Origin of the sequence: Paenibacillus kribbensis (genome assembly GCF_001705305.1) — a bacterium.
GTDB classification, from domain to species: domain Bacteria; phylum Bacillota; class Bacilli; order Paenibacillales; family Paenibacillaceae; genus Paenibacillus; species Paenibacillus kribbensis_B.
In genome coordinates this window covers 1-23,964 of record NZ_MCBP01000024.1, presented here as the reverse complement: position 1 = coordinate 23,964, position 23,964 = coordinate 1, and the positions used below count along the sequence as shown (strand labels likewise).

Annotated in this window: 25 protein-coding genes, 1 tRNA gene, 1 rRNA gene, 1 pseudogene and 1 riboswitch; of the genes and pseudogenes, 10 read left to right on the top strand and 18 right to left on the bottom strand. The window is 46.1% G+C overall.

The annotated features are described in order from the left end of the window. Positions 1-448: 448 nt before the first annotated feature. On the top strand, positions 449-1,198 hold the full coding sequence (locus tag BAZ21_RS26260; RefSeq protein ID WP_068505792.1) for an MBL fold metallo-hydrolase: 750 nt from the start codon (positions 449-451) through the stop codon (positions 1,196-1,198). A 161-nt stretch (positions 1,199-1,359) separates the two neighbouring features. On the opposite strand, the gene BAZ21_RS26255 is transcribed toward BAZ21_RS26260, so the two are convergent. After that, the gene (locus BAZ21_RS26255) at positions 1,360-1,866 is read right to left on the bottom strand and encodes a PTS sugar transporter subunit IIA (RefSeq protein WP_068505789.1); all 507 of its coding nucleotides are present in this window, start codon (positions 1,864-1,866) and stop codon (positions 1,360-1,362) included. A 333-nt stretch (positions 1,867-2,199) separates the two neighbouring features. On the opposite strand from BAZ21_RS26255, the gene BAZ21_RS30005 reads away from it, so the two are divergent. After that, positions 2,200-2,289 carry a putative holin-like toxin gene (locus BAZ21_RS30005; RefSeq protein WP_373441577.1) on the top strand — a complete coding sequence of 30 codons (90 nt, stop codon included), beginning with the start codon at positions 2,200-2,202 and terminating at the stop codon, positions 2,287-2,289. Positions 2,290-2,478: 189 nt separating this feature from the next. Here BAZ21_RS30005 and BAZ21_RS28285 read toward each other — a convergent pair. Both BAZ21_RS28285 and BAZ21_RS26250 read right to left on the bottom strand, forming a co-directional pair. After that, positions 2,479-2,571, bottom strand: a pseudogene (locus BAZ21_RS28285) (helix-turn-helix domain-containing protein); the annotation flags it as partial. Continuing rightward, on the bottom strand, positions 2,568-3,074 hold the full coding sequence (locus BAZ21_RS26250; protein ID WP_068505787.1) for a YwhD family protein: 507 nt from the start codon (positions 3,072-3,074) through the stop codon (positions 2,568-2,570). The gene BAZ21_RS26250 and the pseudogene BAZ21_RS28285, both read right to left, overlap by 4 nt. Positions 3,075-3,200: 126 nt before the next feature. Here BAZ21_RS26250 and BAZ21_RS26245 point away from each other — a divergent pair, with 126 nt between their 5' ends. The 4 genes from BAZ21_RS26245 (at position 3,201) to BAZ21_RS26230 (ending at position 7,684) form a co-directional block, all read left to right on the top strand. Continuing rightward, positions 3,201-5,213: a M1 family metallopeptidase gene (locus tag BAZ21_RS26245; RefSeq protein ID WP_068505785.1), complete on the top strand. Its 2,013-nt coding sequence runs from the start codon at positions 3,201-3,203 to the stop codon at positions 5,211-5,213. Positions 5,214-5,224: 11 nt separating this feature from the next. Next, the gene (locus BAZ21_RS26240; protein ID WP_068505783.1) at positions 5,225-6,052 is read left to right on the top strand and encodes a hypothetical protein; all 828 of its coding nucleotides are present in this window, start codon (positions 5,225-5,227) and stop codon (positions 6,050-6,052) included. 273 nt (positions 6,053-6,325) lie between these two features. Beyond that, positions 6,326-6,463: riboswitch (cyclic di-AMP (ydaO/yuaA leader) on the top strand. A gap of 5 nt (positions 6,464-6,468) precedes the next feature. Then, positions 6,469-6,969 carry a C40 family peptidase gene (locus tag BAZ21_RS26235; RefSeq protein WP_007428085.1) on the top strand — a complete coding sequence of 167 codons (501 nt, stop codon included), beginning with the start codon at positions 6,469-6,471 and terminating at the stop codon, positions 6,967-6,969. A gap of 223 nt (positions 6,970-7,192) precedes the next feature. Further along, positions 7,193-7,684, top strand: a complete 492-nt coding sequence (locus BAZ21_RS26230) for a GNAT family N-acetyltransferase (RefSeq protein ID WP_068505781.1) — start codon at positions 7,193-7,195, stop codon at positions 7,682-7,684. Between the two features lie 107 nt (positions 7,685-7,791). On the opposite strand, the gene BAZ21_RS26225 is transcribed toward BAZ21_RS26230, so the two are convergent. Further along, the gene (locus tag BAZ21_RS26225; RefSeq protein ID WP_007428083.1) at positions 7,792-8,091 is read right to left on the bottom strand and encodes a 4a-hydroxytetrahydrobiopterin dehydratase; all 300 of its coding nucleotides are present in this window, start codon (positions 8,089-8,091) and stop codon (positions 7,792-7,794) included. A gap of 116 nt (positions 8,092-8,207) precedes the next feature. Next, on the bottom strand, positions 8,208-8,501 hold the full coding sequence (locus tag BAZ21_RS26220; protein WP_068505780.1) for a hypothetical protein: 294 nt from the start codon (positions 8,499-8,501) through the stop codon (positions 8,208-8,210). A gap of 187 nt (positions 8,502-8,688) precedes the next feature. Here BAZ21_RS26220 and motA point away from each other — a divergent pair, with 187 nt between their 5' ends. Continuing rightward, positions 8,689-9,483, top strand: a complete 795-nt coding sequence (motA, locus tag BAZ21_RS26215; RefSeq protein ID WP_068505778.1) for a flagellar motor stator protein MotA — start codon at positions 8,689-8,691, stop codon at positions 9,481-9,483. Continuing rightward, a complete protein-coding gene (gene motB / locus BAZ21_RS26210) occupies positions 9,476-10,303 on the top strand; it encodes a flagellar motor protein MotB (protein ID WP_068505776.1) in 828 nt (275 codons plus the stop codon). Before motA ends, motB begins: the two co-directional genes overlap by 8 nt. A gap of 134 nt (positions 10,304-10,437) precedes the next feature. On the opposite strand, the gene rluF is transcribed toward motB, so the two are convergent. Together rluF and BAZ21_RS26200 are read right to left on the bottom strand one after the other, a co-directional pair. Further along, entirely contained in the window at positions 10,438-11,139 is a 702-nt protein-coding gene (rluF, locus tag BAZ21_RS26205) for a 23S rRNA pseudouridine(2604) synthase RluF (RefSeq protein ID WP_007428079.1), read from the bottom strand. Positions 11,140-11,188: 49 nt separating this feature from the next. Further along, positions 11,189-13,465: a PAS domain S-box protein gene (locus BAZ21_RS26200; protein ID WP_068505774.1), complete on the bottom strand. Its 2,277-nt coding sequence runs from the start codon at positions 13,463-13,465 to the stop codon at positions 11,189-11,191. A 328-nt stretch (positions 13,466-13,793) separates the two neighbouring features. Here BAZ21_RS26200 and tadA point away from each other — a divergent pair, with 328 nt between their 5' ends. Then, complete coding sequence (tadA, locus tag BAZ21_RS26195; RefSeq protein ID WP_068505772.1) at positions 13,794-14,294, top strand: tRNA adenosine(34) deaminase TadA; 501 nt, start codon at positions 13,794-13,796, stop codon at positions 14,292-14,294. 88 nt (positions 14,295-14,382) lie between these two features. Next, the gene (locus BAZ21_RS26190; protein WP_068505770.1) at positions 14,383-14,949 is read left to right on the top strand and encodes a GNAT family N-acetyltransferase; all 567 of its coding nucleotides are present in this window, start codon (positions 14,383-14,385) and stop codon (positions 14,947-14,949) included. A 112-nt stretch (positions 14,950-15,061) separates the two neighbouring features. Here the strand turns inward: BAZ21_RS26190 and BAZ21_RS26185 are convergent, their stop codons facing one another. The 11 genes from BAZ21_RS26185 to rrf all read right to left on the bottom strand — a co-directional run. After that, positions 15,062-16,138: a hypothetical protein gene (locus BAZ21_RS26185; RefSeq protein ID WP_068505769.1), complete on the bottom strand. Its 1,077-nt coding sequence runs from the start codon at positions 16,136-16,138 to the stop codon at positions 15,062-15,064. 199 nt (positions 16,139-16,337) lie between these two features. Continuing rightward, positions 16,338-16,493: a small acid-soluble spore protein P gene (locus BAZ21_RS26180; RefSeq protein ID WP_068505767.1), complete on the bottom strand. Its 156-nt coding sequence runs from the start codon at positions 16,491-16,493 to the stop codon at positions 16,338-16,340. Positions 16,494-16,563: 70 nt separating this feature from the next. Then, positions 16,564-16,734, bottom strand: coding sequence for a hypothetical protein (locus BAZ21_RS29235; RefSeq protein WP_007428073.1), 171 nt, complete (start codon positions 16,732-16,734; stop codon positions 16,564-16,566). Positions 16,735-16,763: 29 nt separating this feature from the next. After that, complete coding sequence (locus BAZ21_RS26175; RefSeq protein ID WP_068505765.1) at positions 16,764-17,105, bottom strand: hypothetical protein; 342 nt, start codon at positions 17,103-17,105, stop codon at positions 16,764-16,766. A 146-nt stretch (positions 17,106-17,251) separates the two neighbouring features. Beyond that, a tRNA-Ser gene (locus BAZ21_RS26170) sits at positions 17,252-17,340 on the bottom strand. Positions 17,341-17,429: 89 nt separating this feature from the next. Beyond that, positions 17,430-18,713: a serine--tRNA ligase gene (serS, locus tag BAZ21_RS26165; RefSeq protein ID WP_068505763.1), complete on the bottom strand. Its 1,284-nt coding sequence runs from the start codon at positions 18,711-18,713 to the stop codon at positions 17,430-17,432. A gap of 36 nt (positions 18,714-18,749) precedes the next feature. After that, positions 18,750-19,316: a pyridoxal 5'-phosphate synthase glutaminase subunit PdxT gene (gene pdxT / locus BAZ21_RS26160; protein WP_068505761.1), complete on the bottom strand. Its 567-nt coding sequence runs from the start codon at positions 19,314-19,316 to the stop codon at positions 18,750-18,752. A gap of 17 nt (positions 19,317-19,333) precedes the next feature. After that, positions 19,334-20,215 (bottom strand): pyridoxal 5'-phosphate synthase lyase subunit PdxS, encoded by an 882-nt coding sequence (pdxS, locus tag BAZ21_RS26155; protein ID WP_013368723.1) that lies wholly within the window; start codon positions 20,213-20,215, stop codon positions 19,334-19,336. Between the two features lie 132 nt (positions 20,216-20,347). After that, complete coding sequence (locus BAZ21_RS26150) at positions 20,348-21,736, bottom strand: D-alanyl-D-alanine carboxypeptidase family protein (protein WP_068505759.1); 1,389 nt, start codon at positions 21,734-21,736, stop codon at positions 20,348-20,350. Positions 21,737-22,065: 329 nt separating this feature from the next. Beyond that, on the bottom strand, positions 22,066-23,523 hold the full coding sequence (gene guaB / locus BAZ21_RS26145; RefSeq protein WP_068505757.1) for an IMP dehydrogenase: 1,458 nt from the start codon (positions 23,521-23,523) through the stop codon (positions 22,066-22,068). A gap of 346 nt (positions 23,524-23,869) precedes the next feature. After that, a 5S ribosomal RNA gene (gene rrf / locus BAZ21_RS26140) occupies positions 23,870-23,964 on the bottom strand; the annotation flags it as partial.

The following is a 23,964-nucleotide window of genomic DNA, read 5'->3' as shown; positions in this document are numbered from 1 at the left end:
GAAGAACAGTTTTCAACTGCGGGGTTTACCCCCATAGACCGCCACGTTCTTCCGGCTTTCCCCATCTTAAAACAGCAAAATAAAAAGACCAACCAGAAATTCTGGTTAGTCTTATAATACGAACAGACCGCCCTCCCCAAGGTAACGGTCTATTGTTGGACCCTACTGCCGACTGCTCTTTAAGCAGTGGTTGTATACTGGAGTCGTGTTAGCCGCACGGCTCCTTTACTATTCTTACCTCAGTATAGCTCATTTTATTACGTAAAAACAGCTTTTATCTTCAAAAATATTACTGAATGCTCGCTCTCTTTATACGAGTTATTGTCACACAAATTTAGAATTCTATATATTGACAAATAATTATTTTTATGTTATAATATTAATTTACATATTTTAATTTCGTGATACGATTCCTTTGTATAACATCAACTCTTTTAGGAGGGATTCGATGCAATTGGACAAGGGGATACAGATACTTCAGGTTTCTTCTACCATCATGGGACGAACAGAAAGCATTCACCCCACCCTAATGTGGGACGAAGATAATATAATTTTAGTGGACACGACTTACCCCGGGCAACTACCGCTTTTACAGGAATCAATTCTGAGTACCGGATTCACCCTTCATAAACTTACCTCCATATTCATTACACACCAGGACCTCGATCATATCGGTAGTTTAGCAGATGTAGTTCGGACCTCTTCATCCCCGGTTCAGGTGTTTGCCAGTTCTATCGAAAAGCCCTATATACAGGGAGAAAAGCGGCTTATAAAACTGACGCCAGAAGCGATAGCTCAAGCTGTAAACTCCTTACCCGAATCCGTTCCGATAGAGTGGAGACATGCATTTCAGCGCACGCTGGAAAATCCCCCAAAGGCTATAGTGAACTCCACAATCGTTGCCGGGGAGGAATTGCCCTTCTGTGGAGGAATCGTAGTTATAGATACTGCTGGCCACACACCGGGACACCTAAGCTTCTATCATAAGCCCAGTCAAACCCTGATCGCAGGTGATGCTCTGACTGTAGTGAACGGCGAGCTGCAGGAGCCGTGCCCACAATACTGTCACGATTTTAATATGGCGAAGGAATCTCTTAAAAATCTGTTTCCTTATGATATTAAAAAAGTGATCTGCTTTCATGGAGGGCTTTACGAAGGCAATTGCAATCAGCGGATAGCTGAAATATATGAATCCTAGCTTTTGATGAATTGCTCATACAGCCCCTTGACCGGTAAGTGAATCATCTAAAGAAAAGACTAACCATGAAATTCCTGGTTAGTCTTTTTCTAGATATTTTACTGTTAAACCCTAAAAGTCCGCCCTATGAGCATGCTCAGCAGGAAGCAAAAATGCCATAACTAGGCTTTCAAATGGACTCTTAATACAGGTACATCTGGAGAAGTAGATGAACCTTCCAATATTTCCACATGACTGATCATCTCTTGCCCGTCCGGAACGATTACTGGAGTAATTATCGGCAATCCATCCCGTTGAATCGCATCCAGATCAAACTCCATTAATAATTGACCCGCTTTAATGCTATCTCCTGTTTGCACATGTGGATTAAAGCCCTGTCCTTTGAGGGAGACTGTATCAATCCCGACATGTATCAAAATTTGTACTCCGGATTCATGTTCAATGATCAGAGCGTGTTTGCTTTTCTCCATGACATGAGCGACCTTACCTGTAAAAGGAGCGATGACCTTCCCTTCAGTCGGATGAATCGCGATGCCTTCCCCCATAGCCTTCGTAGAGAAAGCAGGGTCTGGAACCTCTTCAAGGGAAACTACTTGACCTTTAATTGGCGCTACCATGTCGAATTCTTCAATACGAGGAGCCGTCTTCTTTTTCAACCATTTAAACATAACGATGCCACCTTATTTAACAGATTACATTCAAAAACAGTGAATAGGACTTAACTACACTCTTTTAGGAACCGGTTCCACAGAAGAAATAAATAAAAACCGGATTTTGGAACCGATTTCTATTTGAATTATAGTGAATGCCTGTCCAGAATGTCAAGGCGCTATCGTCGCAAAATAACCCGGCTAAGATAATGTCTATCTTAATCGGGTCATTTGTTATCATAATTACGTATTTAAGTATTTTCACTCTTAAAAACGGATATTTTATGGTATACTTTGCTAGTACAACATACGGCTAAAAGAGCGGTCGGCTAGTCTCCCCGAAGGGAGGTGATGCCCATGGAGGTTAAAGACGCGATTTCCTTGATGATCATGTTTGGCATGTTCATTCTGGCATTGCTTACCTACGTGAAAAAGAAATAGACCGCTCTGACTAAGGAATACGGTCTATATCCGACCTTATCTTACCCGGCCGACTGCTCTTTATGCAGTTGTTGTATGCTGGAGTCGTGTTAGCGCACGGCTCCTTTACTATTCTTACCTCAGTATAGCTCATTTTATTACGTAAATACAGTTTTTTTCTTCAAAAATTTTACTGATTGCTCTGCTATTTTACTTGTCCGGTACATACTCTATGAGGTCTGAAAGCTTACAATTAAAGGCATGACAAAGCTTAAATAAGGTTTCCAATTTCGCTTTTCTTACCCTTCCAGCGCCTGCTTCAATTCCTCAGGCGAAGCGTCCCACCATTCCTCGTTATGGGAAATCAACAGGCTTTTGAGTGCTGCTTTATCCTCACTGCCGAGATCCTCCAGCATGAAACGACGCTTGAGCGCGTAGTCCATACGGTTGACGTGATCGGCGAGAATTTTCCAGCCGCGTTTGGCCTCGTCATCAATCAGCATCTCGCAAGCTGTCGCACCGCCATACATACGTCCTTCGGGCGTGCGATCCACGGCTACCCATACCAGCCATACCCGGCGTCCGTTCGGTACGTCCTCTTTATTCGTAGAGAACTTGATTCCACGTTCCACTTTACTTTTGGCATGCATGGCACCAATATCAATTTTCGCCTCTCCCCGGTCAATGATGACCGGAGACATGCTGTTCAGATCGATTGAGCCTGCACCGAAGCCCTTATGTTTGCTCTTGCCACTGACAATGTTCAGTGCAATCTGTTTTTTGCCGTCCGGCTGATTTTCACTCATGCGTCACTAGGCCTCCATTTTCCGTCTTCAACACTCTATTCTACACTACAAATATTTTAACTAATAATCTCCCGAAAGCAAACATATACATGCTGTAGATGCTTGTCAACGGGAGGTATCCATTGTATGACCCCAGCACGCACCAAAATCGTTTTATTGTCCACACTAGCCCTCGGTCTCCTCGCAGGGACGTTATGGTTTGCCTGGCAGCCGCAATCGCAACCCGATCCGCAATCCATAGGCCAACCAACATACGGCTCCCAGTCTGAGTCTGCGCTTGCTCCAGATACGGGCAAGCCTTCAGGGGCAAACATCCTGCCTGATCTGCCCAAGAATCCTCCACAGCCCGCTTCAGAAATCCTCAGCAAAAGGGTGGTGGAGTATCACATTGATGTGTCCCTGGAAGAAGGACAGGTGTTGCGAGGTACAGAGACGCTGACCTGGAAGCATCCGGGGAAGAAAACCGTGAACGATCTGTATCTTCATCTATACCCGAATGCCTTTTCTTCCATGGAAACCACCTTTATGAAGGAATCCGGGGGCAAGCTGCGCGGAGACACCATGCCCAAGGACGGCTTCGGCTCCATGACGCTGACTGAGCTCAAGACGGAAGACGGTTTATCCCTTATGCACCGCACCCAATATGTACAACCGGATGACGGTAACGCAAACGACCGCTCGCTCATGAAGGTGCGTCTGCCCAAGCCGGTACGCGGTGGCGAAGAAATTACACTATATATGAAGTTTGAGGTAAAGCTGCCTGCCATCTTCGCACGGATGGGCGCGACAGATGACTTTGTAATGGCAGGACAGTGGTTTCCCAAACTCAGCGTTTATGAGACTGCAGGACAGCGCGGGCGTGCCGAGGAGGGCTGGAATCTCCATCAGTATCATGGCAACTCCGAGTTTTATGCCGATTTTGGAATTTACAGCATACGGATTCGAGTGCCTGAAACGTACATCGTTGCCGCAACCGGCTTTCCCACTCGCGGAGCAGTCCGGCAGAATGGACAGAAAATATATCAATTTTACGCTGATGACGTGCACGATTTTGCCTGGGCCGCTTCACCCAACTTTGTAACGGTAGAAGAACCCTTTTCTTCTGCTGAAGTCCCCGGTGTCAAAATCAAGCTGTACCTCGACCCGTTACACAAGGAACTCAAGGGACGCTATATGAGCGCAGCCAAGGCCGCACTTTCGTATTACAGCAAATGGTACGGGCCTTATCCATACTCCACCCTGTCCATTGTGGTTCCACCCAAAACAGGCAATGGCGCCGGAGGTATGGAATACCCGACACTGATCACGGCCGCCGCGGCGGATAACCTGAATCCCGGCTATAACCTGGAACGGACATTAGTTCACGAGATTGGACATCAATATTTCTACGGGATGGTAGCCAATAATGAGTTTGAGGAGCCGTGGCTGGATGAAGGCTTTACCTCTTATGCAGAGGAACGACTCATGGAGCAGGAATATGGGCTCACCCCTAACTTGCCGCTACAATCAGGCCAGATAGCCTCTCCACAACCGCTAAACCGCGAGTCATGGAAGTATGGCTCCTCTGCTGCGTATGGGCAGAATGCCTACTCTCGAGGCAAGCTGGTACTACAGGGCATTGAACGTCAGGTCGGAATAAAAAAAATGGATCGCATTATGCGCACCTACGTCCAGACGTACCGATTCAAACATCCCTCATCACAGGATTTTCAACGTATCGTTGAGAGAGTCACCGGACGCTCATGGAGCCACTATTTTGAACAATATGTATATGACGGCCAGATGGCGGACTTCTCGGTGGATCGCATCACGAACCACAAGCTGGAGAATAAATATGAATCGATCGTAACGCTGAGCAAAAAAGGTGCGGATTATCCCAAGATCCCCGTTCAATTTACCTTCAAGGATGGGACAACGATATTCAAGGCCTGGGACGGCGCGGGTAAAAGCACAACTTATCGGCTCAAGAGCGCCTCTCCCGTTTCATACGTGACCATTGATCCGCTATATACCATTGCGCTGGAAAACAAGCATATCAACAATACCCTCAAGGCCGAACTGGACGAAAGGCAGCAAACTCGTTGGAACGTAAGTGTAACCAAGCTGTTGGAGACACTGCTTGGAAGTCTGTCATGGTGAGGTGTCTATAGATGCGGACGGTTATAAAAGAAGGCTGGGCGCTGGTGCGCATACAATTTTATATTGTCATTATTCTGTTTCTGTATCAGCTGCTGTGGGGAGTATTTCTCTACAGGCTGGTGCAATCCGCCGTTATCCCGCTACTGCTGCGTTACCCCGATCAGGGGCATAACGAGTTGGGCCAGACCTTGTTCTGGATGGAAAGTCAAATTGCCCTCATGGACAACCGGGAAGTGCATATATACTTGTGGGTACTACTGGGGGCGACGGTGCTGCGTATGCTGATCACTCCCTTCATTAGAGCCGGAATATATCAAAGTCTGCATACCCATGCGACCGAGCCGCAAAGCCTGTCTTTCTTCCGTGGGATGAAACACCATGGCTTGTCATCGTTGCTTTATTACATCATCGAGCTGGGACTATTACTGCTTCCCGCTATCTGGGTGATGCCGAGGCTCTATCCTATTGCAGCAGGAGCGCTGCAATCTCCCTCTTATTTGCTGCATATATTGCCCTATGCCGTCGGATGGATCGCATACGGCTGGTTCATCCGGCAGTGCATCCTGTACATGCAGCTGGGCACTGTCGGTGGTCACGCCATACTGTCGTCCCTGCTCGCCTTTTTTCGCCAGATCCTCCCGGCTATTGGCATATCACTTCTGCTGGGCGCTTGTGTGCTGCTTGTCTTCGCTCTATTCGGCACCGTGGCAATGATTTGGACGGGTATGCTGGCACTCATTCTCCAGCAATCGTATCATTTTGTTACCAGTCTGGTAAGGCTGTGGCATATCAGCTCTCAATACCGGCTGTGGCATACCGATATTTCCAGCAGAGGCTGAGCTCTCTCTTTATGTGTTTTATTTTATTCCAAGCTGTCGAAAAATCTCTGTTCATCCTTACGCAAACGGCATCTAACTGAATACTTTTAACAAAATCTGTTCCTGGGATATCAGGGACAGATTTTTTTGTAACTTTTTGCGATGAAACATTTGCCAAAGCCAGCGGACTTTGTTACAATAGTCGCAGTGAACTGATAGTAACAACTTTGTAATCTTTATTGTAACCTTTATCTCAAAAGTTCATTACCATGAATACGCTCTCCAAGGTGCACATCATAAGTTAAGCCTAATTCCTGGCACCTGGGAAGCGGGGGAACCAGTTTGGGTGAATTGATCTCGCAACAGAGTGGTCATAGGGGAACCTTCTACCGAATCCTTAAGCTAACCTCGCAGGCATTGGAAGGGGTACATTTTTTTTGAAGAAGAAGCTAACGATCGCAGCCATGGGTCTTGCCATTGCCTTTACATCTTTTACATTCGGTGGCGGCAGTGCATATGCAGACTCTAAGATGGATCAGATCATCCAAGATGCCAAAGGAACAAGCTACAGAAGCGGAGGCACTACCCTCGAAGGGTTTGATTGCTCCGGCTTCACAATGTATGTATTTAACAAACTGGGAATTAAACTGCCGCATCAATCTGGTTCACAATTCAAAATGGGATCTTCCGTATCCCGTGATGAAATGAGACCTGGAGATCTGGTGTTCTTTAACACAACAGGGAGAGGCATTTCCCATGTAGGTATCTTCGTAGGTGAAGGGAAATTTGCTCACTCTTCGTCTTCACGTGGTGTAGTGGTTAGCTCATTGAACGAAAATTATTACGCTAACCGTTATGTTGGTGCAAAAAGAATTATGAGCACTGACGCTTACCACGCCGTAGCTTCTGAAACTCCTGATGACGACAATGTAGAATAGCTGACGCATAGCAAGCTAACCTTAGCCGCAATTTGATTCTGGCCGGAATCGAATTGCGGTTTTTTATGTCCCCAACATCAGCAATGGTTATGATTACTAACGAACTGACATCTCAAAAGGTTTCAATTTGGGAGATGAAATAAACACGCTTGCCATTCCTCTGTAACTTGTCTACAATCTGTTGTTAACAGTTTAAGTACCTGTATAAGGAGGATGTAAGAGCATGCCGGCCTCAATATCTAACTTCCGGATCGTACCGATGGACGAGCATCAGGCAGCTGCAATCTGTGAATGGCGCTATGATCCACCCTACAACATCTACGGCTGGCTACCCTGGGAACAAATGAAGGCGCTGGAAGTCGAATTTGGGAATCCCACACTTCGCCAAGAGCAATATGTTGCCATACTGGATGAGGAGAGCAAGCTGGCAGGATTTGCGCAATATTTCCCTATGGTTGGTGTAACCCGGCTGGGTCTTGGAATGCATCCCGCCAGATGCGGACAAGGCAGGGGCTCCGATTTTGTCCGTGCGATTGCTGAGGAAGCCAGACGGCGCAACCCGCAGAATGAAATTGATCTGGAGGTGCTCACCTGGAATGAGCGCGCCATCCGGGCTTACATGGCAGCTGGATTTGAGCTCACAGATACCTATGAACGACTGACTCCTGATGGCAAAAAGCCATTTTATTGTATGGTATATCAGCCCGACCACTAGAGCCGGGCTCTATGATAAAAGCGCCTTCGGCATACAACTCCTCTGTTGTATAGCGAAGGCGCTCTTATCATCATCCAGCAGATCATTACACACTCAATGACTGATGCTTAATGACTGCTGCGCATTTTCTCAAAAGCTTCATTATATTGTTGGGCTTCCTTAATATCCACGGCCATAATACCGCCATCATCCCATGAGGTCAAACGCAAAGTCACGGTCTTGTAATCAATCGTAATAAACGGATGATGATTGAATGCTTCAGATATAGCAGCAACCTCATCCACGAATGCAATCCCTTTCATAAAACTGGAAAAATTATATTTCCGAACGATCCAACGTCCTTCCTCCAGTTCCCAGCCCTCCAGTTTCTCCAGATGCGCTTCAATCTCTTCTTGTGTAAAAGGCATGTTACGACTCCTCCTCATTTATACGGAAGCCTTTCAGCCGCTTGAGTGCGGCCAAAACTAAGATTTAGTGGTGTACATATTACCACGGCCCCGTTGATAAATCCATAAGACGACCTTCAAATTAAAGGGACCGACGTTAACTCCTCATCTCCAATGAGAACATAGATCCGGTGCTGCTCTGGCTCATAGATCACAACGCCGCTGCCTACAGTAATGACAGGCTCTGTACCCAGTGCATAAAACAAATCCTCCGCCAACGCCTCGTTGACCTCCTGACGTCCCACCGGGTCCAGCCTGTCCCAGTCTTCTGCTTCCATTTCGAAAAATTCATAGCTGTCTGGAATGCGGTCTACAGCCTCTGTCAATTCGTTCAAAATTTGTTCATACTCCCGCCCATGCTTCACTCCCATGCCGTTTCCTCCAGTTCTTCCGCCATTCATTACATAATCACCTTATTATACCGGAAATTCGCACTTAACAAAAAAGAGAGTTTTGTCGATAAATACTATAATCCGTCTTGTAATGATGCGTTTGGGGCAAGGACGACCCCGGCGGCATGAAAGGATTCAAAATCTATTCTCATGGATGAGGTGTATCATGCAAATTTCAACCATTATTGGACTTGTGCTCGGGATTGTGTCACTGGTCGTCGGGATGATCTTAAAAGGCGCTCCAGTCGTCAACTTGGTCAACAACCCCGCTGCTTACATGATTATTTTTGTCGGAACGGCTGCAAGTATATTTATGGCCTTTCCGATGGCAGAGATCAAACGGATTCCAAAGCTGTTCAAGGTTATCTTTACCGAACAAAAACTGTTAGATCGCAAAGAGCTTATCGGTACATTTACCGAGTGGGCATCTATTACCCGTCGTGAAGGTCTGCTCGCGCTGGAATCCAAGGTCGAAGAGATCAACGATCCCTTTATGCGCGGCGGTATGCGTATGATTATTGATGGCAATGATCAAGAGTTCGTACGCGATGTTCTAATGGAAGACATTAACGCTACCGAAGATAGACACCGCTCTGGCGCACTGATTTTCTCCCAGGCTGGTATGTATGCTCCAACCCTTGGGGTTCTCGGTGCGGTCGTAGGTCTGATCGCGGCATTGGCCGATCTTAGTGACATGGAAAAGCTGTCTCACGCCATCGCTGCCGCCTTTATTGCAACGTTGCTGGGTATCTTTACCGGTTATGTCCTGTGGCATCCAATGTCAAACAAGCTGAAACGGCTCTCCAAAAAAGAGGTTGAGTTGAAGCTGATGATGGTCGAAGGCTTGCTCTCAATCCAATCGGGTATCTCTACTATTGCCATCAGCCAAAAGCTGACGATCTTCTTAACGCCTACCGAACGGGCTAGTATGACCCAGAAGGATGGCGATTCCAGTGAGTAAAAAAAGACATGAACCGCATGAAGAACATGCAGACGAAAGCTGGCTGTTGCCATATTCCGACTTAATGACCCTTCTGCTGGCACTATTCATCGTCTTATTCGGTATGAGCTCGCTGGATGCCAAAAAATTCGAAACTATGGCTCAATCCCTGAGTGCGGCTTTCAGCGGCGGCACAGGCGTGCTGGATCAATCGGCTGCCAATCCGTCGTCACAATCCATGGATATGGGCAAAAATAAAGAGCAGGTATCCCAACCCCTAAAATCTAAAGCCACTTCTACCTCTGAACTGCAAAAGCAGCTCGCTCAGAGGGAAGAGGAAGATTTAAAGAAGCTTAAAAAGCAAATGGATCAGTATATTCAAGATAACGGCCTGTCTCCACTGCTGAACACCAGGCTGAACCAATCCCAGCTAATGATCACCATTAGCGATAATGCCTTGTTTTCATCAGGGCAGGCCGAAGTTAAGCCGGAAGCAAGAAAGCTGGCCAAGTCGATTTCCAGCATGCTCCAGCAGTTTCCTGGCTATGATGTAATCGTATCGGGTCATACGGATAATGTCCCTATCTCCAACAGCCAGTTCCCGTCCAACTTTGATTTGAGCGCCAAGCGCTCACTGAATTTCTTGCGTATTTTGTTGATCAATCAGAACCTCGACCCAACCAAGTTTGTATCTATCGGTTATGGCGAGTACCGCCCAATAGCGAGCAATCAAGACGGTCAAGGACGCGCTAAAAACCGCCGGGTTGAGATTTCCGTTCTCCGCAAATATCAGAATGGTACACAAGTTATTAGCCCTACCTCAAGTGCGAGTGAAGGTTGATCATGCATATGTTATATGAGCAAAGGCACCGCCGCATTTTTTATGCAGCTGGTGCCTTTTGGTTTAGCGATTCGTGTATCTGCCCTGTCCTATTCGATGATCATGAGCTGTAGGCTACGAGAAGCCCCTCTGGCTTAGCTAAGCGTATAATCGAGCATCTGACCAAGCTCCTGCTTTTCAGCCTCTGTCAGGTCACGCCAGGCGCCTTTCTGGAGCGATCCCAACCGAATGTTCATTATCCGCAGTCGCTGCAGCTTTTGGACTTCATAGCCGAAAGCTGCACACATCCGCCGGATTTGACGATTTTTCCCTTCCGTCAGGATAATACGGAATACATACTCCGATACACGCGTCACCTCGCAGGGCAGTGTCCGCTGACCGAGTATTTTCACACCACTGGACATCCCCTGCACAAAAGATAATGTGACGGGACGATCCACCGTTACGATATATTCCTTCTCATGCTTGCCTTCGGCCCGTAAAATCTTATTCACAATGTCTCCATCATTGGTAAGTAAAATGAGACCTTCTGAATCCTTGTCCAGACGTCCGATTGGGAATATCCGCTGCGGGTGCCCCACAAAATCGACAATGTTGCCTCTAATGTGACTCTCTGTTGTGCTGGTTATTCCCACCGGCTTGTTCAATGCAATATATACGTGATTGGACTTCTCGCGTAATGGCTTGCCGTTCACGCGAACGTCATCACCCTCCTCCGCTTGGCTGCCCAGCACTGCCACTTCACCATTAATCGTCACGCGGCCGCTCTCCACCAGCTTGTCCGCCTCACGACGCGAGCAAAAGCCGGTTTCGCTGATAAACTTGTTAATGCGCAACCTGTGTACCCTCCATTTCTACTGTCACGCTTCCTCGCGTCCCATCCCGTTACTCAGGTTTGGCAATCGGAAGCTGCACAAGGGCTGTCGTTCCCTCTCCCTCTGTGCTTTCAATATCCAGTGTGCCTTTATGGCTCTGTATAATACGCTGGCTGACCATAAGTCCGAGTCCTGTACCTGTTTCTTTGCTAGTGAAAAAAGGCTCGCCCAGCTTGGACAGCATTTCTGCAGGAATACCTGTCCCCTGATCCCGTATGAAGATTTTAACGCTTTCTCCCTCTAAGAACAAATGAATCGTGATCATACCGCCTTTACTCATAGCTTCCATACTATTTTTAAGTAAATTAATAAATACCTGTTTTAACTGATTTTCTTCAGCGTATACAAGAGCAGGCTCCTCCGTGACCTGAAGGTTAAAAGCAATACCCAGCAGATGCGCCTGACTATCAAGCAACGAAATAACGTCGCTCACAATATAACGAACATCTTTTTTCTGAAAATGCACGGCCTGTGGCTTCGCCAGTATTAAAAACTCGCTAACAATCAAATTAATGCGATCCAGCTCAGACATCATAATATCATTATGCTTCAAATTCAGCATTTGATTTTGCTGCTGTAGCTGGAGAAAGCCCCGTAGCGTGGTCAGCGGATTACGAATCTCGTGCGCCACGCCTGCCGCCAGTTGTCCTACGGTTGTCAGTTTCTCTGATCTGCGCAGCAGCTCCTCCATCCGGTTGCGCCCTGTAATATCACGCGAGACGCTGATAAATCCCACAATTTCGCCTTCCTCATCCAGAATGGGCGACGTGCTCATACTAATCTCTACTGTACTTCCATCCTTACGCATTCTAAGGGTCTCAATGGACACGATGCTTTCACCCTGAAGCAGGCTCTCCTTCTGCAGTTCATACTCCGCCTGTTGCTGTGGAGGTATAAATTCCAGCGTACGTCCAACCAATTCTTTCTTGGTCCAGCCGTATAAGGCTTCAAAAGCATGATTAATCCGAACGACACGATCTTCCTGATCAGTCACAAGAATCGCGTCGGCTGTCTGATTAATAACCGATTCCAGATGCTCCTTTACAGAACGGTTCTCCTCATACATCTGTTCGAGTCTCCGTGTATACATACCCAGGTTGTAGGCCATCGCGTTGATGCGCTCACCCAGCTGTGCAAGCTCATGGCCACCCTTAATTTCCAGCCGTGTATCAAAGTGTCCATCAGCCATCTCGTTCACCTTCTCCAGAATGGACTGAATGGGACGGACAAACAGGCTGGCTAGCACATAGCTCCCAATAATGACAACCTCCAAAAGGACAATGGAAATGGCAATTAGGCTAATCAATTGTTTGGAAATAACCGAGGTGATCGTATCATAATTCATAACAATTCGAATGACATAGGCTTCACGGTTCGTCGGATAAAAAGGTATGTAGCTGACAAGAGCCCGCTGGCCTTTAATATAACAATCCTGTACAATACTCTCCCCTGAGAGAATAGCCCTGGACACGGCCAAACGGTCCTCCTGCACTCTAGTTAGTTGATACGTGCCGAATTGGATCGGTTTGTTGTACATATAATAGTATTTCCGATCATTCCCGTTCTTGTCCATCGTAGCGCCACCAAAGGTTGCAGGGTTAATTCCCGTAATCTCCATGATGCGATAATCCACTTGCTGAGTCTGCTTTACGATCTCATCGGGGCTTAAGATGGATTCGAAATTTTGCACTGAAGTATACTGAAAGGAAATTCGAATTAAGTAGTTACGTTTTTGGTCATAATAAAATCCCCATTTATTAATATGTGAGGAGTCTAAACCTGTGTAGTCAAATGATCCGGTCCAAAAATGATCCAAATTCTGTCCTTGCGCCATTCTAGCCTGTCCATGCTCATACAATTGGTCAACTGCACTTTTCCAATGTCCATTCAATGGATCGGAAGACGCTACTTCTTTGGGATTTGAGGATTTGACAACTCTATATCCCTCCCCATCGCGAATCATCAAAGAAATATTAATATCCCTATGGCGTGTGGCTATCTGTTGAAGTTGTTCTTGCTGTATTTTTTGGATGTCAGGATCTAGCTGATTGGCAGCCAACGTGGCAGAAAGCCACAAATTATATCCGAGCTGTTCGTCAACTGCCTCCCAGCTATGCCGGGTTTGTTCGATGGCTTCTCCAATGATTTTAGCCGTCAGAACCATTTTAGTTTCGCTGTCACTTCTTAGATTTTCGTGGGTCGTGTAATAATTAAGTGCGATATTTAATAAAAGGATAAACAAGACTGACCCCGACAAAATAATCGTTATTCTGATTTTTATTGACACACTAAATTCTCACCTCTTGCCGTATGCTGGCGATTACTGGCAATTGCTAACTCAATGATACCGTAATAACGCCCGTGATACCAGCATTTACATTTCCCGGATATACATAAATACACACCAAGTGTATAGTGTTGTCAATATAAGGCCGTTTGCCTACAATATAATAAGATAATCATCCACAAGTAATCCACAAATACACAGTTTTTATTATAAGTTGTGGATATATCTGTGGACAAGTGTAGTGTTATCCACAATTTTATTCACATCATGTTAACAACGGAATACTTGTTCGTTGGATAATTCCGCGTTTGAGAGGAGCATTTTCCCAGTGACCATTATGGATCACGCCTATTGGATGAAAGAAGCCATTCAGGAAGCGTACAAGGCAGAAGCGTTGGGTGAGGTACCCATCGGAGCTGTCATCGTAAAAGATAATGAAATCATAGGCCGCGGCTATAATTTGCGTGAGACCGATGCAGACCCGACAGCACATGCAGAGATTATTGCCATTCGTCAGGCTAGTGAGCATCTGGGCGCTTGGCGGCTGCTGGATTGCAGGCTGTATGTCACTTTGGAGCCGTGTCCGATGTGCGCCGGGGCCATTGTGCAGTCACGGGTTCCCCACTTGATATATGGCACCACAGATCCCAAGGCTGGCTGCGCAGGCACACTGATGAATTTATTACAGGAGCCCCGGTTCAATCATTGCACAGAGGTAACCAGTGATGTGCTCCAAGAGGAATGCGCCTCGTTGCTAACAAGTTTCTTTCGAAATCTTCGGCAAAAGAGAGCCGCCGCGAAGTTGTCTTCTCCTCCGTCTTCATCCTGAGGATGAAATCCGAAGCATTTACTCCCACACAACCGTAGTCAGTCGTTATACACCTGATTGCGAATTCCCTATGGAAGGAGACCAGCTCATGCCCATGAGCTTGTATAATACGCCTCAAGGCATCTTTTTACGGCCATTAGGCTTGGAAGACAGTGAATCCCTTCTCGCCCTTAGGATGCGAAACAGGGAGTCACATGCGCTGTACGAACCGCTTCACGAGGATTCATTTTTTACATTAGAGAAACAGCAGGACTACATCCGTCAGAGGCTGCGTCAAGCCGAAGAGGATCGAGGATACATGTTCGGTATCTTTCTTTTAAAGGAAGAGCGGCTCATCGGTTATACTTCTATTTCCAATCTGGTGCGTGGAGTTGGACAATTTGCCGATATCGGCTACATGCTGGATCAGCATGAACAGGGACGAGGCCATATGACAGCTGCCTTGAAGTTGACCATACAATATGCCTTCCGTGCGCTCTCCCTTCACCGTCTCCAGGCGGGTACTCTCTTGCATAATGTCCGCTCACAGCGTGTATTGCAAAAATGCGGCTTTCAGCCAGAAGGTATTGCCCGCAAGCTGGTACAAATCCAGGGGACCTGGCAGGATCACCAGATGTTCGGACTTTTAGCCGAGGATGACGTGTGGCAGACCTAAATGGCTGCACAGGCTGTTAATATAGCAGTAAAACAAAAACCGCCCGGCGTTAAGCCGAGCGGTTTCCCTGCATCATATGATGAATGTTGCCTTGCAGACCGTCATTCTATACTTAAGGAGCAACAGTTTGCATTTTTTGTTGTAATTGTTCGATTGTCAGGACTTGGTCGCCTGTTGGAATACCTACTTTAAATGTTGCTTTTTCATTGATTTTGCTGGATTGCGTGTAGCCTGTTACAGACAATTTTATATTGTCTTTTGTATCCGGATCATTTACTTCCACATTAGCATTCAGGTCTTGATACACAGGAATGTTATCCTTGTTCAAAGCTGTGTTAATGTCAAATTGTTTCACCGTCAAATAATTTTTCAACTCATCCAGACTTTTGCTAACTTCACTGGTATTGGATTGCAATTCTTTCTTTGCTTCAGCCAGTTCTTCCTTCTTCACTTGAAGCATGCCAGCATATTCGTCTTTAGACATGATATCAAATACTTTAGGAAGCGCCTTAGTAATAAATGTGTTTGTTGCTTGCTTCACGTTGTCGTTCGTAATTTTAAACTGAACTACTTGTTTAGCTTCAACGCCTTGTGGCAGTTTAGCATCTTTAGGATCAATATCAAAGAAATACGTAGCTTGATCGTACTCGCCCATAATCGCGGCAATTACTTCGTTCGCAAATTTTTGCGATTTTTCCTGATCCATCGTTGCAGGGTTGAATTCTTGTCCGGATTGCTTAGCCAGTTCTTGCGGATCGACAACCAGGAATTTACCTACAACGTCCTGTGGAAGCGGGTAGAATGGAATATTCGGAATTTTAACGTACAATTTATCTTTAGTCATAACCATTGGAATCGTAAAGCTGGTGGAAAGATCACCTTTCAAATGAATGCCGAGCGTCATTTCAGATTGCAAAGGTTCTTTTTGATACACACCGTCCAGCGTAATGTCTGCATTTTTCAGCATATTGGTCATCATTGCACTTTGCTCACTTGGTAGAGTAGCGAGTGAAATTGTCAGATCCTTCACTGTGAATTGACTTTTGAATTCATAAGAGTTCAACTTCATTGCATTTGTAGTACCAGTCGTAACTGCTTCCTTCGGTTCTAGCTTCTTGCTGCAACCTACCAGGGCTACCGTCAAAAGCAATACCATCGTGAGTACCAAGACGGATAACTTTTTACTCATTGTGTAAATTCTCTCCTCTCGTAATTAACCCCTTTTATAATACTAACCAAAAAACACACACCCTCAATTTTACCGCATTTTCTCGAACAACGAAACACTTATTGGAAAATTTTCTTACAATAAGCACAAAGACACCCCGGTTCTTTAACCAGGGTGTGCTTTATTATGCAATCTATTTTTAGGAAAAAAGTCTACATGCTTATGACCCTTCTCTGTTGTGGTGAGTGACGTGATTCCGTTGTTTCACCTTTTTAGAACCGGACAACGGTTCCTGCTGATGATTACGCTCACGTTTTTCGTTTCCTCCACCGGTATCCTGTGCCTCGGGAACAGGAGTGGCTTTAGGCTTGCTCATTTATGCATCCTCCGTTCTCAGTCTTTACTCTGACCCTCATAAAATCCTTATATTACCATTTAAAATAGGACTAAAGATGGTGCAGGTCCTCCGTTTTATCGTGATTTAGTGAATCCTGATGACGGCGGTCATTACGATCCTGCTGAACTTGCTGTGCTTGATGACTATTAACTGGACGCTGCTCCAAATCATCTACAATGTTGGACAGGTTCTTGTCCAGTCCGTTTTTGGCTTTTGTCATATAGCCTTTTCCCCCTTATTCCTTCATGACTACGAATGCGTCAATGACTGCAACGTTTGAGCACATTGGTGAATATGGCGAGTGTAATCAGACACCAGCTGTTGGATGATATCTGTTCTTTCATCCACCGACTTCCCATCCCGTTCTACATCGATCAAGCTAACCTGCACTTCTCGGGAATCTACATAGGTGCATGCAAAATCGAAGGAGTACATTTGTCGGCCCTCAACCTTAATGTGAATTCGTATAGCCCGGTTGTCTGCTTCATCTGCCTGTACCTGTACTTCATCTCCTGAATTCAAAAGAACCGGCAGTTGTTCCTGCCAAGTTTCTACCAGCTTTTGCTGGTCTACTGTCATTTCTCGATTCATGCCAGCACCTCCACATCTGATAACGTGTGAAAAAAACAGGCTTTTTATACAACAAAAAAGCCATTCTCCACGATTCCTAACCATTAGCGCTTAAAGGCCAATGTATCAGCTATCGTAATTGAATGACTTGGTTATTATTTATAAAATGGCGGAGAGGATGGGATTCGAACCCATGTGAGCTTGCACTCTAACGGTTTTCAAGACCGCCCCGTTATGACCGCTTCGGTACCTCTCCAGGTGGTAAATGGATAAAGCTGCTTCCTTTTAAAACTAACTCAGGCGCAACAAAATTATTTTACCACAGACTTTCTACAAATGCAATGCCTACTGTTTGGGAGTAATAACCTCGACGCCTCGCATGTATGGACGCAGCACTTCAGGGATCACAATGCTTCCGTCTTCCTGCTGATAGTTCTCCAAAATAGCGGCCACCGTACGCCCTACAGCCAATCCTGAGCCGTTCAGCGTATGTACAAATTCAGGCTTCGCTTTCGAATCTGGACGGAATCGGATGTTCGCACGACGTGCCTGGAAGTCTTCCGTGTTGGAGCACGAAGAAATTTCGCGGTACATGCCGCTCTCAGGCAGCCACACTTCCAAATCGTACGTTTTGGCAGACGTAAAGCCCATATCCCCAGTGCAAAGTGCCAGCACGCGATATGGAAGACCAAGCAGCTGTAGCACACGCTCAGCATCATTCGTCATTTTCTCCAATTCCTCGTAAGAGGTATCCGGATGAACCAGCTTGAGCATCTCTACCTTATTGAACTGATGCTGGCGAATCAAACCACGTGTGTCCCGGCCTGCTGATCCTGCTTCTGAGCGGAAACAAGAGCTGTATGCCACGTAATATTTGGGAAGCTGCTCTGCATTCATAATCTCTTCGCGGTGATAGTTCGTTACCGGAACTTCAGCTGTAGGAATGAGATAATACTCGGTATCACGAAGTTTGAACAAATCCTCTTCAAACTTCGGAAGTTGCCCTGTTCCATAGAGACTGTCGCGATTAACGATGTATGGAGGAAGCATTTCTTCATAACCATGCTCACTGCTGTGCAAATCCATCATAAAGTTAATCAGCGCACGCTCCAGTCGTGCTCCCAATCCTTTGTAGAACGTAAAGCGGGAACCCGTCACCTTAGCTGCAGCTTCAAAATCAAGAATGTCCAGATTCTGCGCCAACTCCCAATGCGCTTTGGGCGTAAAAGAAAACTCGCGCGGCTCTGACCAGCGACGGATTTCTACATTATCCTCTTCCGAGGCGCCTACAGGCACTGCGTCATTAGGAATATTCGGGATGGACATCACCAGTTCGTCGATCTGAACCTCCAGCTCGCGCACTTGCTCATCCAATTCTTTAATACGATCGGAGACCTGACGCATTTCAGCAATAAGATCATCCGCATTTTCCTTGTTCTTTTTCAACTTGGCCACTTCACCGGATACGACATTCCGGCGATTTTTGAGCGCTTCACTTTCCTGAAGCAGCTCACGACGGCTTACATCCAGATCTGTAAAACCATTAATCAGATCCAGCGATTTGCCTCTGTTCTGTAAAGCTTTTTCAACCCGACCAAGCTCATTACGTAAAATCTTTATATCTAACACAGGTAATCCCTCCTACACTACAAACCTGACTTTCCGCTATTCGCGGACCATATCCACAAAATACTGATGTAACCGGTAATCGTCTGTTAATTCCGGATGGAAGGATGAAGCCAGCAAATGCCCCTGACGGGCGGCTACGATCTCGCCGTTGTACTCAGACAGCACGTCTACTCCTGTTCCAACAGACATGATTAACGGTGCGCGTATAAACACAGCCCGAACCGGCTGCTCAATCCCTTTAATACTCAAGTCTGTTTCGAAGCTTTCTCGTTGGCGACCAAAGGCATTACGCGATACTGTAATATCCATCAATCCCAAGTGTGCTTCTTCCTGTCCTTGAATTGTTTTGGCCAGCACGATCAATCCCGCACAGGTACCGAATACAGGCTTACCTTGATTGGAAAACTGACGTATAGCATCTATAAATTCATACTTGCGCATTAGCTTGCCTATGGTTGTGCTTTCGCCGCCGGGAATGATAAGACCGGACAGCTCATCGAGCTGTTCGATCTTTTTCACCGCCACACCTTCAGCACCTGCGCATTCAATACTACGAATATGCTCAGCTACAGCGCCTTGCAGCGACAATACTCCTATTTTCATCCCGGTCCCTTCTTTCCTTACCAACCACGATCCTGCATGCGTTCATGCGATGCCAGCTTGGAAATTTCAATACCCTTCATAGGAGTACCCAAATTCTTTGATACTTCTGCAATCAGCTTGTAGTCCGTATAATGAGTGGTTGCTTCTACGATTGCTCTGGCGAATTTCTCAGGGCTGTCTGATTTGAAAATACCAGAGCCCACGAAGACACCATCAGCGCCCAAATGCATCATCAATGCGGCATCAGCAGGCGTTGCTACGCCACCCGCTGCAAAGTTAACCACTGGCAGCTTACCGAGCTCGTGCACTTCCAGCAGCAGCTCGTAAGCGACGCCGAGGTTTTTTGCTTCTGCATACAGCTCGTCCTTCGACAGGTTTTGTACCTTCCGAATTTGCCCGTTGATAAAACGCATATGTCGAACAGCTTCAACAATATTTCCGGTTCCAGGCTCACCCTTTGTACGAATCATAGATGCACCTTCGCCGATACGACGCAGTGCTTCTCCCAGATCCTTGGCTCCGCAAACAAATGGAACGGTGAACTCCCGCTTATCGATATGGAAAACTTCATCCGCCGGTGTCAGCACTTCACTCTCATCGAGATAGTCAACGCCGAGAGATTCCAGCACCTTTGCCTCCACAAAATGGCCGATACGCGCCTTAGCCATAACAGGAATAGAAACAACCTTCATAACCTCTTCCACAATCGTCGGGTCAGCCATACGGGCAACCCCACCAGCTGCACGGATATCTGAAGGCACCCGTTCAAGAGCCATTACAGCTGTAGCACCTGCTGCCTCTGCAATTTTAGCCTGTTCAGCGTTCATGACATCCATAATCACGCCGCCTTTTTGCATCTCTGCCATACCTCTTTTAACACGCGAAGTTCCCGTTTCCATATCGTTGCCTCCTGTAAGGGTTACGTTTAGATTCTAACTTAATATTTTACCGCACAGACGCCAAATACACAATCATTTCTAGCTGCAATATAAGTAATGAAGAACAAGGTACATTGTGTTTTCTCTCGCTAATTAGAAGAGGTTTTTAATGCTCTGGAACAAATCACCGAAGAAATCTCCGATTGCCCGGAATAGCATCCGGAACCAGCCGCCTTCTTCCACTGCCGTCGTCGTAACCAAATCCACGGTTTTTACCTGGCCTTTATCCGAGCCATCTGTTTTGTACGTATACGTGATTGTTCCGACTTTTGCCCCTTGCTTCAATGGGGCCACGAGAGAGCTTGCCGGCGTTATGTTCGTTGTGAAGGTTACCTTAGGATTGCTCGCGCCCTTAGGTACGATAAAACTTACTGCATCCTTGGTCACAACAGGCACTTCTGTTTCTTTACCTTTGGTGACAGGCACATTCTCTATACCCTTAACTACTGTCTTTGGTGCTACAACCTGTTTCACTTCAAAATTATCAAAACCATAGTTCAGCACCTTAGCCGTCTCCGTAAAACGGTGAGGTTCAGAGTCTGCTCCCATAACTACACTAATAAGGCGCATTCCATTGCGTTCGGCTGTTCCGGTAAAACAGTTTCCCGCGTTGGTCGTATGACCGGTTTTCATTCCATCCAGACCCGGATAGGCAAACTTTCTAAAGTTGGTGATATTTTTGTTTGCTTCCAGCATCCAGTTATAGTTAACAATCGGTGCCTTGTCTGTCGGACGGAATTTGTAGGATTGAATCGTCGTAAAACGTTTGTAATCCGGATGGTCCTTAATAATGTTGCTCGCTAGCGTTGCCGCATCTCTAGCTGTCATCACAGTCTCCCGATCCGTGTTCGGCTGGTAGGCTGTCGGCATATCCTTACGGTCTAACCCTGTAGAGTTGATAAAATACGTATTCTTCATGCCCATTTTTTGGGCCGTCTCATTCATTAATTTAACAAAATCCTGCTCCGTTCCAGATACACGTTCGGCAAGGGCTACCGTTGCATCATTAGCAGAACCTACCGCCATGGCAATATAAAGCTCTTCTACCGTATGTTGATCACCTTGAGCCAAAAAAATACGTGATCCGATGCTCTTAGCAGCGTTCTCATTAACAGTTACCTTATCAGTCCATTTGAGCTTACCCTGCTTGACCTGCTCAGCCACGATGTATTCGGTCATCATTTTAGTCATACTGGCTGGCGGAAGCGGCTCATCCGGGTTCATGGACAGCAGCACCTGTCCTGTGGAAGGCTCAATCAGGATAGCGGAACGTAGTGCCAGACTTGGCGGATTAACAGAGCCTGTCCCCGTGATTTTGGTAGCCTCTGTTGTCGCTCCCGCGGCAAAAGTAGCCACGGTCGGATCGAAATGGCCTACTACAGGCAACGCCGACATATACATCATATTAAGCACCATAACAGCCGTTACGCTTTTCTTAATCATGCTACGTTTGTTATTTTGTTTTTGATTGTTCGCTTTCAAATGAATACAAACTCCTCTCATACCTCAACCCGATCCGCTATGTATAACGAGACGGTGGTTATAGCCTCTACTAGGCAAATGTAATTAATGTTTTAGTGTCTTATCGTTCAATTGGATTTCATCTTCTAAGTTCGGGTCTGTCATGAGCATGCTATGCTCGTATCTTTGATCCAGCAGGTACTCATTCAAGGGTCTTGATGTGTGTTTACTTTATCAATAACTCTATAAAATGGCGTACACTTGTCTATTCTATCACAGGGGTATCTCTAAAAAAAGACAGGCAGAGCGAAATGTGCTCTGCCTGTCGTCAAGTCTATCAAAGCTGAACTTTATAAAGAGTAGTTTGGTGCTTCTTTCGTAATTTGCACATCATGCGGATGACTTTCGCGTAGACCTGCGCCAGTAATACGGATAAAGCTTGTATCGTTACGAAGCTCCTCAATATTAGCTGTACCGCAATATCCCATACCGGAACGAAGACCGCCCAACAGCTGATGAATAGTGTCGGATAGTGGCCCTTTATAAGCAACACGTCCTTCGATGCCTTCCGGTACCAGCTTCTTATCGTCATCTTGGAAATACCGATCTTTACTACCCTGCTTCATCGCAGCCATTGAGCCCATACCGCGATATACTTTAAAGCGGCGTCCTTGATAGATTTCCGATTCACCCGGGCTTTCTTCCGTACCTGCAAAAAGACTTCCCAGCATTACCGCGGAAGCTCCTGCCGCAATGGCCTTTGTAATCTCGCCGGAGTATTTAATACCCCCGTCTGCAATAATCGGAATATTATATTCCCGCGCTACGGTTGCACAATCATAAATAGCTGTTATTTGTGGAACACCAATACCTGCAATTACGCGAGTTGTACAGATAGAGCCTGGACCAATTCCGACCTTTACGACCGAAGCCCCTGCCTCAATCAATTCACGCGTTCCGTCACCAGTAGCTACATTACCCGCTACAATGGTCAGATCTGGATAAGCACTGCGCAACTTGCGAACCGCCTCGATAATGTTAATATGATGACCGTGAGCAGAATCCACGACAATCACATCTACGCCAGCTTTTACAAGTGCTTCAGTGCGATCAAATGTATCTTTGGAAATACCGACAGCCGCACCGACCAGAAGACGCCCCTGTGTATCTTTCGCTGCGTTTGGAAATTGAATAGCCTTCTCAATATCCTTAATGGTGATAAGACCTTTGAGATAATTTTCATCATCGACCAAAGGAAGTTTTTCAATTTTATGCTTTTGCAAAATAACTTCCGCTTCCTGTAAAGTCGTGCCTACAGGTGCAGTTACCAGTTCTTCCTTCGTCATAACTTCACTAATTTTAAGATTAAAATCGTGAATAAAGCGAAGATCGCGGTTAGTAATAATACCAACCAGTTTATTTTCTTCGTTTACAATAGGTACACCAGAAATCCGATATTTCCCCATAACCGCCTCAGCATCGGACACCAAATGATCTGGATTCAATGAAAATGGATTGGTGATTACACCGCTCTCCGAGCGTTTAACCCGATCCACCTCTCCCGCTTGCTGTTCAATTGACATGTTTTTATGAATAATACCGATACCACCCTCACGAGCCATCGCAATTGCCAGCACTGCCTCAGTAACAGTATCCATACCAGCACTCATCAAAGGAATATTCAGCTTCACGTTATCACTCAAACGAGTCGCCACGCTAACTTCTTTAGGCAGAACCTCCGACTTACGAGGTACCAGCAAAACATCGTCAAAAGTAAGGCCTTCCTTACCGAATTTATCTTCCCACACCAAGATGATCCTCCTTCAAATGTTTAGTCTGTATTGGTCTTGTTGTCTGTCCAACATGGACAAATCAAGGCTCTCTGAAAATATATTATTGCCATCTTAGCAAAGCGGTATAGGGGTGTCAAGCCTCCATCAACGGTCCTAACCCTTAGTATTTCCCTGTACAAACAAGTGTACTCCTACGAAGGACATCCCTTATAAATAAGCATTTCCAATAAATCAGGATATTCTTAAATGGATATCTATAACTTGAGAAAGCAGCATAGGAGCAATTCAATTCTATGGATTGTTTGGCCGTATACAAAAAAGGACCATGATCTTATTGAGATCATGGTCCTCTTTATCTGTTGCTTGGCAACGTCCTACTCTCCCAGGACCCTGCGGTCCAAGTACCATCGGCGCTGGAGGGCTTAACGGTCGTGTTCGGGATGGGTACGTGTGGAA